Annotated in this window: 11 protein-coding genes; 6 read left to right on the top strand and 5 right to left on the bottom strand. The window is 38.7% G+C overall.

The annotated features are described in order from the left end of the window. Nucleotides 1–168 precede the first annotated feature (168 nt). Nucleotides 169–1788: an asparagine synthase B gene (gene asnB / locus LB467_RS02540; protein ID WP_224472452.1), complete on the bottom strand. Its 1620-nt coding sequence runs from the start codon at nucleotides 1786–1788 to the stop codon at nucleotides 169–171. Nucleotides 1789–2033: 245 nt separating this feature from the next. On the opposite strand from asnB, the gene LB467_RS02535 reads away from it, so the two are divergent. Next, on the top strand, nucleotides 2034–2606 hold the full coding sequence (locus LB467_RS02535; RefSeq protein WP_224472451.1) for a DUF2911 domain-containing protein: 573 nt from the start codon (nucleotides 2034–2036) through the stop codon (nucleotides 2604–2606). 195 nt (nucleotides 2607–2801) lie between these two features. Here LB467_RS02535 and LB467_RS02530 read toward each other — a convergent pair whose 3' ends face one another. Together LB467_RS02530 and LB467_RS02525 are read right to left on the bottom strand one after the other, a co-directional pair. Further along, nucleotides 2802–3434, bottom strand: coding sequence for a 7-carboxy-7-deazaguanine synthase QueE (locus LB467_RS02530; protein ID WP_224472450.1), 633 nt, complete (start codon nucleotides 3432–3434; stop codon nucleotides 2802–2804). A gap of 58 nt (nucleotides 3435–3492) precedes the next feature. Beyond that, on the bottom strand, nucleotides 3493–4953 hold the full coding sequence (locus tag LB467_RS02525; RefSeq protein WP_224472449.1) for a M14 family metallopeptidase: 1461 nt from the start codon (nucleotides 4951–4953) through the stop codon (nucleotides 3493–3495). Between the two features lie 218 nt (nucleotides 4954–5171). Here LB467_RS02525 and dacB point away from each other — a divergent pair, with 218 nt between their 5' ends. The 5 genes from dacB (at nucleotide 5172) to LB467_RS02500 (ending at nucleotide 10221) form a co-directional block, all read left to right on the top strand. Beyond that, nucleotides 5172–6506 carry a D-alanyl-D-alanine carboxypeptidase/D-alanyl-D-alanine endopeptidase gene (dacB, locus tag LB467_RS02520; RefSeq protein WP_224472448.1) on the top strand — a complete coding sequence of 445 codons (1335 nt, stop codon included), beginning with the start codon at nucleotides 5172–5174 and terminating at the stop codon, nucleotides 6504–6506. A gap of 29 nt (nucleotides 6507–6535) precedes the next feature. Beyond that, entirely contained in the window at nucleotides 6536–7588 is a 1053-nt protein-coding gene (locus LB467_RS02515; RefSeq protein ID WP_224472447.1) for a S66 peptidase family protein, read from the top strand. A gap of 193 nt (nucleotides 7589–7781) precedes the next feature. Then, entirely contained in the window at nucleotides 7782–9308 is a 1527-nt protein-coding gene (locus LB467_RS02510) for a helicase HerA-like domain-containing protein (protein WP_224472446.1), read from the top strand. Between the two features lie 23 nt (nucleotides 9309–9331). Then, nucleotides 9332–9889 carry a hypothetical protein gene (locus LB467_RS02505; RefSeq protein WP_224472445.1) on the top strand — a complete coding sequence of 186 codons (558 nt, stop codon included), beginning with the start codon at nucleotides 9332–9334 and terminating at the stop codon, nucleotides 9887–9889. A 128-nt stretch (nucleotides 9890–10017) separates the two neighbouring features. Beyond that, the gene (locus LB467_RS02500; protein ID WP_224472444.1) at nucleotides 10018–10221 is read left to right on the top strand and encodes a hypothetical protein; all 204 of its coding nucleotides are present in this window, start codon (nucleotides 10018–10020) and stop codon (nucleotides 10219–10221) included. Between the two features lie 82 nt (nucleotides 10222–10303). Here the strand turns inward: LB467_RS02500 and ftsZ are convergent, their stop codons facing one another. Together ftsZ and ftsA are read right to left on the bottom strand one after the other, a co-directional pair. Further along, nucleotides 10304–12355: a cell division protein FtsZ gene (ftsZ, locus tag LB467_RS02495; protein ID WP_224472443.1), complete on the bottom strand. Its 2052-nt coding sequence runs from the start codon at nucleotides 12353–12355 to the stop codon at nucleotides 10304–10306. A gap of 26 nt (nucleotides 12356–12381) precedes the next feature. Further along, complete coding sequence (ftsA, locus tag LB467_RS02490) at nucleotides 12382–13749, bottom strand: cell division protein FtsA (RefSeq protein ID WP_224472442.1); 1368 nt, start codon at nucleotides 13747–13749, stop codon at nucleotides 12382–12384.

The following is a 13749-nucleotide window of genomic DNA, read 5'->3' as shown; positions in this document are numbered from 1 at the left end:
AATTCGTCTATTTTGAATAACGAACAAATATAACAAAACGCATATTTTTAATAAGCTTGCAAGGTCTTCACTAGCTTTAAGTTATTAACAATTTGTGCAAAAAAAAGTCCGCAATACAGCGAATTAAATGCTGTATTACGGACATAACAAACCACACGATTGTTTAACCTAAACGCCTGCTAATTCTTCAAGTTCTTTCTTGGCGTTTGTTGCTACGTGAGAAGTATTCGCACGTCCACTTGGATCAAGATCTTCCTGCCATTTCGGGATCCATCTTTTTACTGTTTTTGCAGCGTTTTCCTGCGGGAAATGACTGTGGAATATTTCTCTATAGAAATAAGCTTCCTTGGTGGCCGGAGTGTTGTAAGGATACTTCTCTGATGCCGTTGCCATTTGCTCATCGGTAACCCTGGCTGAAGCGTGCGCAATAAGCTCGTCTATCCAGCTGTAACCAACACCATCGCTAAATTGTTCTTTTTGTCTCCATAAAACCTCATCTGGCAAAAATGGTTGCTCTGGAGTATCAAAAGCTTTTCTAAGAATATATTTTTCTACTCCACCATAAGTTTTTGGCAACTTATAAACAGCTTCAGTCTCCATTGCTGTTTTTAAGAATGCCTTATCTAAAAATGGCACCCTGGCTTCAAGTCCGTGAGCCATTGTAGATTTATCTGCTCTCAGGCAATCGGCAGTTGCCAGTCGTTGTACCCTCCTAATGGTTTCTTTCTGAAAATCATCGGCAGTAGGTGCGTTTTTAAAGTAAAGGTAACCTCCAAAGATCTCATCAGCCCCTTCCCCACTCAAGACTACTTTTACGCCTTTTTCTTTTATTCCTTTAGAAAGGAAATACATTGGAGTACTCGCCCTTATAGAAGTTACATCGTAAGTTTCTAAATGCCATACCAGTTTTTTCAGAATATCAATTCCTTCTTCCACGGTAAAATGAAATTCAGAATGCTCGGTTCCAAGGAATTTTGCCACTTTTCTGGCCGCTATTAAATCTGGTGCGGTTTCATCTAAACCTATAGAGAAAGAATGTAATTTTTGACCGCTATCTTTCATTAATCTGGCAGCGATAGAAGAAGTTAAAGAGGAATCTAAACCTCCACTTAATAACACCCCAAGAGGAACATCTGCCATTAATCTTTTGCGAGTTGCCTCAATTAGACTTTCTCTTATTTTTGAAAGATCTAATTTTTGAGTTGCTTTTTTATAATCAAACCATTCTGGCGTATAGTATTCTACAAAACCGGTTTGTGGCGTGTAATAATGTCCCGGAGGAAAAGCCGCAAAACTGCTGCATTGATCTACTAAAGTTTTCATTTCACTGGCAAACCAGATAGAACCTTCATCATCGGTACCATAATAAAGTGGCTTTACTCCAATTGGATCTCTTGCTGCGATAAAATCTTTACCATCTACTACAACAAAAGAAAACACCCCGTCTAATTTATCAAGAAAATCTACACCGTATTCTTCATATAAATGAACAATTACTTCTGAATCTCCGGTGGTTCTAAAAGAATGATTTTTTAATTCATTATTTCGCAAATCCTGGTGGTTATAGATCTCTCCGTTGTGAATCATCCAGGCAGTTGAAGTTCCCTGAATAGGTTGTTTTCCGGTTTCAAGATCTACAATAGACAATCTTTCATGACTCAATACATAACCTTCTTCGGTTACATGTACATCACTTTCGTCTGGACCGCGGTGCGACATTCTTTTTGATAGCCCGCTGATCTTTTCTTCTGATAATCGTTTTCCGATTACTGCTAAAATTCCACACATAACATTTGCTTTATTAATTCCATACAAATATGCAGTAGAGATTACAGTTTATAAACATAAAATAGTATATTGGTATAATATGAAAACAAATTACAGGACATTAAAATTCAGAAGTAAGCAAAAGCTCCCCGAAAAGCTTACAAATTTTACATCTGTAAAAATTCAATATTTTAACAGCAACTAAATAAATCTTTAACACCTTAAGAAATAACAGTGAACTATCTTTAACCTTAAAATCAAACACAATGAAAAGATTACTTTTAACTACGCTATGTTTAATAGGATTTCTTGGATTTCAGGATGTACTGGCCCAGGAAACAGAAATAACCAACGGACCTAACTTTCCTAAGTTAGACACAAGTCCATTAGATATGATAATTCACCGCGACCAAAAAGACGAGGTTATTATGCGGGTAATTTACAGCCGTCCTCAAACACGGGGTCGGGAAATTTTCGGAAAACTAGTACCTTATGGAGAAGTTTGGAGAACCGGGGCCAACGAAGCTACCGAAATAACTTTATACAAGGATATGGAAATTGGTAATGAAGTTGTAGATGCCGGCACCTACACCATTTATACAATACCAGAGGAAAAAGAATGGACTGTTATTTTAAATAAGTCAGTTCACACCTGGGGCGCTTATGAGTATACCGACAAACAGGACTATGTAAGAATTAAAGTTCCGGTAAGAGATGCAAGCCACGATATTGAAAATTTCTCAATGGCTATAGAACAAAAAGAGGATGAAGCAGGTGCAAACCTACTTATGGGTTGGGCAGACAAATATATAAAATTACCATTCTCGCCCGCGGGATAGTTTTAAATTGAAATTATAAAAAAACGGCTGTTTAATTGTAAATAGCCGTTTTTTATGGAATATTGAGATATTTATGAGGTAGCTGCTGCAAAAATTATTAAATAAATCGTCATCCTGAATTTATTTCAGGATCTAATAAGTTGGAAGCTGAAACCAGTTCAGCTTGACGGTCTCAACTTTTGAGTCAATTTCTTATTATGGAATATTGAGATATTTATGGGTTTGTAAAGAAACCTTCCACTTAGGGTTTTTCATTACAAAATCTACAATTAGCGGCATCATTTTATCCCTGTTACTCCATTCGGGTTGCAAATATAAAATACAGTCTTCACTAACTTTCGCCGCCTGTTCTTCAGCAAACTTAAAATCATGTTTATTGAAAATAATCACTTTAAGCTCGTGCGCCAGCGGGTAAATTTCTTCCTTAGGCAGTTTTATTTTTTTTGGTGATAAACAAATCCAGTCCCATTGCCCGGTAAGTTTATAAGCTCCGGAGGTTTCAATATGAATATCGCAGCCTTTTGCTTTTAGTGCACCGGTAAGCCTGGTCATATCCCAGGTTAAGGGCTCTCCACCCGTGATCACTATAGTTTTACTACTCGCCACCGCTTTTTCTACAATTTCTCCAATATGAGTGGGTGGATGAATTGTTGGATCCCAACTTTCTTTCACATCACACCAATGGCACCCTACATCGCAACCTCCAATTCTAATAAAATAAGCGGCCGTTCCTTTATGAAATCCTTCTCCCTGAATGGTGTAAAACTCTTCCATCAACGGAAGCATAATCCCATCGTCTACCAGCGCCTTTGTCTCTTCTGTAATCATAGCCTGCAAAGATACGTAATCTCATATTTTTAAGCTGTGCTTAAAGCTGAATTCCTTTCTAATCTAAAATAAGCGCATTTTTCACCCCAAACTTTTCCTTGGAAAGATCTACTAAAAAGCCGTTAATAACTGCATACTCCAGTTTTCCTTCTTTTTCGAGAAAGAAATTAGCTTGTAAATTGTCAGAAATTATAAAATCCTCAGCAATTAGGTTTATTGGTAAGTCTATAAAATTCTCTTCCGGCAGTTCTTTTAAGGCAACATAGGCATAACCTTCCTGAAGTATTTCTGAAATATTTTCCTGTTGAAGCTTATCTAAATTTCGAAAAATTTCAGGATAAACCATCCCTTCCACCAATCTATATCCTGAAGCTTCCATTTCTTCATAGCCGTAAAACGTAGAAAGATCTCCCCTGTCTACTATATAGGCATCATAAAAATAATCCAGGTTTTTGTCCTGAATTTCGCGTTGGTTGATTCCTAAATCCAAAATATATTCCTCTCCCAGTAACTCATAAGTAAGCCCTGTAAGCTTTAAATCGAAAAGCTTCCTGTCGTTATTCGGGATTTCTTCATATTCAGAAATATCAGCGTTTTTATAATCCCCTTGAGCAATAGAAAACACAGCAGCGAGGATGGAAACAAAATTCAATTTTCTAATTTCCTGTTTTTCGGGATCGTTAGGATAACCGCCAGATTCAATTAAAATAGTGCTGGTACCCCATTTTTGGATATTATCACCAAAGGCACGAGGCTCAAAATCGTCGTTATACCGTCCAACCTGTCCGGGAGCGTATCCCTGAAGAATATCATTCATTTGAACAATTACCTGCATTGCAGCTCTACGAACCTCGTTTATTGATTTTTCATAATTATAAGCTGGGGCAAGATAAGAAATAGTTGCCGGCTTTGGCGTGCGTTCGGCATTATAATAAGTGCTTTGATCGTGGAGATTAAAACCGAAATCGGCTTCCAAACTATCACGAACTCTTTTTAAAGTTTTACTTTCCGGAGATTGTAAACGTAAGGCATCTCGATTAATATCTACTCCCAGTAAATTTCTACGCTGAAAACGCTGCGCGCCATCGGGATTTAGCATCGGTAAGAAATGAAGTTTTACATTCTTCAGCATTTCCTCTTTTTCTTCTGAAAATTCTTCGGAATCCAAAAAATTAAGAATATCGAAAATAGCCATAGTCGCCGTAGATTCATCGCCGTGCATTTGCGACCAGAGAAAAACATCTATCTCTCCTGAACCTACTGAAATCAACTGAAGCGGTCTTCCTTCAATAGACTCACCCACTTTTGCAACCTCGAAATCCTTTTTCTTCTTAAACTCATCTATTAAAGGTTGAATTTCAGCCTGTGTAAATCGGCGTTTTTCAATAGATTTTTCTTTAAAATCTTCATAAGAATCATACAACTCTTTATAAAGTTCCCTTTCCTGCGTAAAACTCAGTGATGGTAGTAGCAGAATAAAAAGAAAAATGAAAGCATTTATATTTTTAATATTGATCATTATTTACTGGTTTTGGGTACCGGTTTAAAATTAAAGCTTTTAGTTTTTTCCCGCACTCTTTGCATAAATTCTTTTCCGGAATCGGTCTTTTTGGTTCGGTAGTCATCGAAGATTCTTTCAGTGAAGCCTGGAATTAGGGTGCATTCATTTCTTCATATTTAATTTAACTTTGTGCTAAGGCTTAAATATCTTCAACCCTATTTAAAAAAATTATTATCGTGAATTTTTTTTCCACTACTAAACCAACACTCAGAGGTCTTGCTCTTTTATTAATTCCCATTCTGCTTAGCTCCTGCTCATCTACCCGCCAAATAAGCAAGCCTTTAGATCAAATTTTTAACAATTCATCGGTATTCAAACAGGGATTTTCAGGTTTTATGGTCGTAGATCCTGAAGAAAACAAAATTCTTTATAGCCATAATGAAAACAAATATTTTACTCCCGCTTCCAACACCAAATTATTTACTTTTTATGCAGGTTTAAAAATCCTGGGCAATTCTATCCCTGCGCTTAAATTCCATATTGAAAATGACACCCTTTATTTTAAGGCCACGGGAGACCCATCATTTTTAAATGAAAATTTACCTGATTCCAAAGTTTTTGAATTTTTACGGGATAACACAAATCATTTAGCCTATGTAGCTCCAAACTATATCGAAAAACACCAGGGACCCGGGTGGGCCTGGGACGATTACAACGCATACTATTCAGCTGAACGCACTGCCTTTCCTATTTATGGCAATATGATAGGATTTGAATTTGAGAAAAATAAGGAGTTTCCCGTGGTTTCGCCTTCAATTTTCAAAGATTCCCTGGTAAGCTCTAAAGACAGCCTGGTTTCAACCCGGCTTAGACGTGATATAAACAGAAACCGTTTTCAGTTTAACAATCAAAAGAAACAATCAGATTTTTCACAATCTGTTCCTTTTAACTATTCTTCAGAAATTCTTGTAAAACTCCTAAACGATACCCTTCAAAAACCGGTTAGCTTAGTTCAGAATTCCGCATTAAACAAAAAGCTTGATAAAACATTATACAGTGTACCCGCCGATAGCGTTTATAAAAGAATGCTGAAGGAAAGCGATAATTTCATTGCTGAACAGATTCTAATAATGGCTGCCGGAATAATTTCAGATACGTTAAAATCTGAAAGTGCTATAGATTATATGAAGAAAAACCACCTAAAAGACCTGCCGGATGAACCTATGTGGTATGACGGGTCAGGACTTTCCCGCTATAATCTTTTTACCCCCCGAAGTATGGTGAAATTGCTTCAGAAAATCAAAGTGGAGGTACCTCAAGAAGAATTACTGGATATGCTACCTATGGGCGGACATTCCGGAACTATAAAAAATTATTATAAAGCAGAGGAACCTTATGTTTTTGCCAAAACCGGGACTCTAAAAAACAATCACAGCCTTAGCGGATACCTAAAAACCAAAAGCGGAAAGATCCTGATTTTTAGTTTTATGAATAGCAATTATACCGTACCTACCCCGGTTTTAAAAGCCGAAATGGAAAAAGTACTGCTCCACATTCGCGATATTTATTAACTTTAATTCTTCAAAAACCACCGCTACTAATGCAACGTAGAAAATTCATTCAGAATATAGGAATAGGAAGTTTAGCTTTTCCGCTGGCAAATTTTACTGAAATTGATAAAATCACCCATTCAAATAATTCAGTTATAATTCCGCAGGGATTAAAGGAAGGTGATACGGTTGGAGTGGTGAGCCCTTCCAGCGCTATTTTTGAAACTGAAGCTTACGAAATTGCTAAAGAAAGCCTTGAAGCAATGGGCTTAAAAGTAAAATTCGGCAAATTCGTAAAAGGTCGTTACGGACATTTAGCCGGAACCGATGAAGAACGGGCCGAAGAACTTAATAATATGTTTCGCGACGATTCAATTCAGGCGGTTATGGCACTACGTGGAGGATCGGGTGCGGCGAGAATCCTGGACAAATTAGATTATCAGGCTATAAAAAACAACCCTAAAATTTTTATTGGTTACAGCGATATTACCGCGCTACACCTGGCGATTTACGAAAAAACCGGACTCGTAACCTATCACGGACCCTTAGCAGTTTCTACCTGGAATTCCTATAGCTTTGATCATTTTAAACGTTTGTTATTCGATAAAGAGAAAATCACTTTCACCAATCCCACCGATAAAGGTGATAACCTTGTACAAATCGAAAACCGAATTAGAACTATTCAGCAGGGTGAAGCCACCGGCCGGCTTATTGGCGGAAATCTTTCGGTGCTTACCGGGATTATGGGATCTGAATATTTCCCTTCAGGTTGGAAAAATAATATCCTTTATTTAGAAGATGTAGGCGAACAGATTTATGCCGTAGACCGTATGATGAGTCAGTTGCAATTAGGCGGAGTTCTGGATAAAATCAGCGGATTTGTTTTTGGAAAATGTACAAGTTGTAATCCCGGCGGCTCGGGTTATGGATCCTTAACTATGGAGGAAGTTATAGATCATTATATAAAACCTTTACATATCCCGGCTTTTTCGGGAGCAATGATTGGCCATATAGATGATAATATCACCATCCCTAACGGATTGAAAGCGAAGATCGACGCTGCAAAAGGTAGCATCGAACTTCTGGAAAGCCCCGTGAAATAATTGTCCAAATCAAGAACCTCGGGGTGGGTCCTCAAGGCATGAATCAGAAAACTATTTAATAATTTCGAGGCAGGCCCGCCTGAATGATTCGGGCGGGTCACGGGAAATTAACCCCTCAATGAGGGGTTAAAAGTAAATTGGCTTAAAGCCGCAATTATTCACAACATTTTTTATTTTTAAGAAAATTTTAATCTTGGATAAAACGCAAGAATTTGTAGAACATATTAGTAGTGCCTACCAACCCAAAGGTGATTACATCCATTTGGGCGCAGCTATGCTAAATGGTGAAACTTTTGCTGATGCCGCGGTGAAAATTCCGCTAAAAACCATGAACCGCCATGGATTAATTGCCGGGGCTACGGGAACCGGAAAATCAAAAACACTGCAAATTCTGGCTGAAAACCTTTCACAAAAGGGTGTTCCGGTTTTGTTGATGGATGTAAAAGGAGACCTTAGTGGGATCGCAAAGCCCTCTGCCGGAGAAGAATTTTTGTATGAACGGCATAAAAAACTTGGCTTCCCTTTTGAAAGTTCAAAATCACCGGTTGAGTTTCTTACAATTTCAGAGCAGGATGGTGTTCGTTTAAGGGCTACGGTTAGCGAGTTCGGCCCCGTTCTATTATCTAGAATTTTAGATGTTACTCCAACCCAGGAAGGCATTCTGGCTATTATTTTTAAATATTGCGACGATCATCATTTACCATTACTGGATTTAAAGGATCTAAAGAAGATGCTTCAGTATGTGACCAATGAAGGCCGCGAAACTATAGAAAACGAATACGGAAGGATTTCCAGTGCCTCCACCGGAGCTGTTTTAAGAAAAATTGTAGCCCTCGAGCAACAAGGTGCTGAGCGTTTTTTTGGTGAAAAATCTTTTGAAGTAAACGATCTTAAAAGAAAAGACGAAAAAGGCCACGGCTTTGTAAACATCATGCGGCTTACCGATATTCAGGATAAGCCTAAATTATTTTCAACCTTTATGCTTAGCCTGCTGGCAGAAATTTATACCACTTTCCCTGAAGAAGGCGACAGTGACAAACCCAAACTGGTAATCTTTATAGATGAGGCCCATCTTATTTTTAAGGAAGCTTCAGCTGCTTTACAGGATCAAATTGAAAGTATTATAAAGCTGATTCGGTCTAAAGGGGTGGGACTTTATTTCGTTACCCAAAACCCTACCGATGTGCCTTCCGAAGTACTAGGCCAACTGGGTTTAAAAATTCAGCATGCCCTAAGAGCATTTACCGCTAAAGACCGAAAAGCGATTAAATTATCGGCTGAAAATTATCCTATTTCAAGGTATTACGATACCAAAAACGAGCTTACCTCGTTAGGTATTGGGGAAGCGCTGGTTTCGGCATTAGACGAGAAAGGAAGGCCTTCTGCCCTGGCTGCCACGATGCTGAGAGCACCGATGAGCCGGATGGACATTTTAACCGACACCGAACTGGAAGAGCTTATTTTACAATCTAAATTACGACCAAAATATAACGGAGTAATTGATCGTGAAAGCGCTTACGAACTGCTGAATAAAAAAATAGATGAAGCCGAAGGAAAAAAAGCAAAAGAGAAGGCTGCAGCTGAAGCCCGAAAGCTTAAAAAAGCAAGTAATAAAACTAACAGGAATAACAACAAAACCCAGGGAGCACTAATTAAAGTGCTTACCAGCGCTACTTTTATAAGGGGCGTAATGGGCGTACTCAATAAATTATTAAAATAAATATCATCAATTTCAATTTAAAAATGAAAAAATCATTGCTACTTATTCTAGGCTTAACTTTAGGTCTAACCTCCTGTCAAAAAGATGAAGACAATCCTTTTTTAATTACTGCCAACCAGGTTGGCCCTGTTCACCGGGATATCAAAATCAACCAGTTAGATTCCCTATTTTCCGGGGATTCTCTTGTTAAACAAAAAAGTGGTGCAGAAGAATTTCGGGCTACCAGTGAAATTAAGGTTTTTGAAAAAGGAGGAAAACCTTTAATGATTTTAGAACCACTACAGGAATTCGATACTACAAGCACTATCGGATATATACGGGTCCTGGACCCGCGATACGAAACCAAAAGCGGCTTAAACACGGCTAGTACCTTCAAGGATATTATGGAAGATTATAATATTTCCAGGATTGAAAATACCCTAAACGCCGCAGTGGTTTTTCTTGACGAAATAAACGCCTACATTACCATTGATAAAAAAGAATTACCTTCAGATTTAAGATACGATACCGACTCAAAAATCAGGGCTTCCCAAATTCCCGATGATGCTAAAATAAAGTATTTTATGATTTATTGGGACTAGCATTCTGGAGCGATGAAGCTGAAAATCGCAATCCACAAAAAATCACCTGTTTCTTTAAGAAATGTTAATCACACTATGATCTTCAAACATTTGGCTACCTTTATTCCCCTAACCAAAACACTTTAGTTATGATTAAAATCTTAGGGATTATCTTAACCGTTGGCGGTGCTATTGCACTGGTAATGGGGATTCTTGGAATTTTTGGAAGTATTGCTCTTATGTTAAGCCCCTGGGCACTGGCAATTATAGGTTTTATCTTCTTTATTTCGGGAATTTCCCTTATTAAAAGAAGAAAAGATACCGAAGATATTGAAGCAGAAAAAAGAGCATAAATAATTTCTTTTATAAAACAAAAAAGGTGCCCATTGCGAGGCACCTTTTTTTATGAACAGAAATATAAAATAAAGATTGGTATTAGTCTACATTATCATGTAAAAAGGAATTATTTCTTCTAAAATGAAGATCATCGTTATCGTCTTTTCCTAAGGTAGTCCGCGATAATTTCCCTTCTCCTTTTTCACTTTTATCTAAATCTACGCCCTGTCTTTTGTAGGCAGGTTGTTTTTCAATTTCATCAATTTGAGCGGCATTACTTCTAAACTTGTAATTAAACTCCTTCATTTTCGCTCTACGCTCTGCAGCACGTTCTATTAAAACTTCAGAAATAGGATTGTTAAACGGGTCCTCCCCTCTTTCATTCTCTTCCTGTTTTTTCTCAGGATTTTGAGGTTCCGGTTTTACCGTTTTCTTTTCAAAAGCGATGGTTTCGTCTTTTGGCTCTTCTTTCTTTTTAACCTGAGGTTTTGATCTATCTAAAGATTGCTCAAATTCCATATAATCGTCCAGGCTGTAACGTTTTACACCTCGTGTTGAACTCTCGGTTACCGGAACGACCTCCACAGGTTCATTTACTTCAATATTTTTAGATTCATCTTCTTCAAGCTGATGTCTAACTTCCTGTTTTTGCTCCTGCTTTGGTTGTTGAGCCTTAGGCTGCTCTTGCCTGGATTGTTCTTGCTTAGGTTGTTCCTGTTTAGGCTCCTCTTTTTTCTCCTGATTTATTGGAAAATCGAAAGTGAACATAATTTGATCGTCATTATCATTTTGAACCTCTTCAGGCTCATTCACTTCCATAGATCTCACTTCCTCTGAAGTATCATTGATAATAAAATCATCAGGATTAATTTCTTCAAAAGAAACCTCCATATCCCGCGCCGATTTTGGCGTTTTATATAATTCTTCCTCCTTCACCTGGATGTTCCCAACCTCATCTACTTCTTCTACACTATCATCTAAAGTATGTACAATGGTATTGTCAGGCTCCTGCGATTTTGGTTCTTCCTCTTGTTTTTGCTCTTCTTTCTGTTGGTTCAGTTGCGGATAAAAACCTCTTTTCTTCGGATCTAATTTCTGTTCCGCTTTCTGGTCGTCCTCCAGTGTATGGATAATCTTTTTGGTTTCAGTATTTACAATTTCGTTTTGTTGTTCTACGTTAAATCCCGTAGCGATAATTGTTACCGAAATCGCATCATCTAAAGCTTCATCTTCACCAACACCCATAATAATATTGGCACTGTGGCCGGCTTCTGCCTGGATATGATCGTTGATTTCCCCTATTTCATCAATAGTAATTTCCTCACCGCCCGAAACGATTAGCAGTAATACGTTTTGGGCACCGGTAATCTTATTATCATTTAATAAAGGAGAATCCAGGGCTTTGCTAATGGCATCCTGAGCTCTGGTGGCACCAGTTGCCTGTGCAGATCCCATTATTGCCGTTCCGCTGTTGCTTAACACGGTTTTTGCATCCCTAAGGTCAATGTTTTGCGTGTAATGGTGCGTAATAACTTCAGCAATACCCCTGGAAGCGGTAGCTAAAACCTCATCGGCTTTAGAGAATCCAGCTTTAAAACCAAGGTTTCCATAAACCTCGCGAAGTTTGTTATTGTTGATCACAATTAAGGAATCAACGTGACTTCTTAGTTTTTCTACCCCGAGTTGGGCTTGCTCGTTCCTCATTTTCCCTTCAAACTGAAAAGGAATGGTCACGATTCCAACGGTAAGGATATCCATATCTTTTGCCTGTTTCGCAATTACAGGAGCCGCACCTGTACCGGTACCACCTCCCATACCTGCGGTGATAAATACCATTTTGGTATTTACATCAAGCATTTGTTTAATTTCATCAAAACTTTCTACGGCTGCCTGCTCCCCAATTAGTGGGTTAGCTCCGGCGCCCAGTCCTTCGGTTAGGCTTACTCCTAACTGTATCTTATTGGGAACGGGACTATTATCAAGGGCTTGCGCATCTGTATTGCAAACCACGAAATCTACTCCTTTTATCCCTAACTGGAACATGTGGTTTATAGCGTTGCTACCTCCTCCACCTACACCAATAACTTTAATGACGTTCGATTGATTCTTTGGCAAGTCGAATGCAATGTTGTCGAATTCTGTACTGCTCATAAATTCTGTTTTACTGGTTCTCTCTTTTACTCTGCGTTATCTAAAAAATCTTTAAACTTCTCAGCCCATTTATCAAAAATGCTCTTTTTGGGCTGTCTCCTGGGAGCTTCGGGATCCTGTTTTAAATCATCACCTTCCGGGGGATTTTGTTCAAAATCTTCCTGCAACTCCGCTTCTTCTCTGTCTCGTTCTTCTTTGCTTTTCAGCACTACTTCTTCCTGAAACTTCTTTTCACCGTGTTCCAGGCTATTCATTACCAAGCCTACTGCGGTAGCATAAACCGGGCTGGTAGTTTCAGTATCGTTATTTCCTGCTAAATGCTCGTTAGGATATCCAATTCTGGTATCCATTCCGGTGATGTATTCCGCGAGTTGTTTTAAATGCTTCAACTGCGCGCCACCTCCGGTTAAGACCATCCCGGCAATCAATTTTTTCTTTTGTTCTTCGTGCCCGTAGTTCTTGATTTCCAGGTAAACCTGTTCAATAATCTCTACAACCCGGGCGTGGATTATTTTTGAAAGGTTCTTTAAGGTAATTTCCTTAGGCTCCCTTCCGCGTAAACCGGGAATAGATACAATCTCGTTGTCTTTATTTTCCCCCGGCCACGCAGAACCGAATTTTATTTTCAGTAATTCGGCCTGTTTTTCTATAATTGAACATCCTTCTTTGATGTCTTCGGTAATCACATTTCCTCCGAAAGGAATTACCGCGGTATGCCTGATTATTCCATCTTTAAAAATGGCCAAATCAGTAGTTCCACCACCTATATCTATTAATGCAACCCCGGCTTCTTTTTCTTCCTGACTCAATACGGCATTAGCTGAAGCCAATGGCTCTAAAGTCACTGCTGAAAGTTCCAATCCGGCACTTTTTACGCATCTTCCTATATTTCTTATGGAAGAAACCTGGCCAACCACAACGTGGAAATTGGCTTCCAATCTTCCGCCATACATCCCTATAGGTTCCTTAATTTCTGCCTGGCCGTCTACCTTGAATTCCTGTGGTAAAACGTGAATAATTTCCTCGCCGGGCAACATCACCAATTTATGGACCTGGTTGCAAAGGCTGTGAATATCATCGGCGTCAATAACCTCTTCGGGGTTTGTCCTGGTTATGTAATCGCTGTGCTGCAAGCTCCTTATATGTTGGCCCGCAATACCAACCACTACATCGCTTATTTTTAATCCGGAATCTGCTTCCGCTTCCTGAATAGCCTGCTGTATAGACTGAATGGTTTGGGTAATATTATTTACTACCCCACGATGAACACCAAGGCTTTTGGATTTTCCAATACCTACGATCTCCACCTTTCCATATTCGTTCTTACGTCCAATCATGGCCACAATTTTTGTGGTACCTATATCTAATCCTACGGCTATCTCGTTGTGTTCCAT

The sequence above is a fragment of the Salegentibacter tibetensis genome (genome assembly GCF_020164485.1).
GTDB classification, from domain to species: Bacteria; Bacteroidota; Bacteroidia; order Flavobacteriales; family Flavobacteriaceae; genus Salegentibacter; species Salegentibacter tibetensis.
Note: the sequence above shows the minus strand (reverse complement) of the source record. Positions and strands in the feature narration are given on the sequence as shown.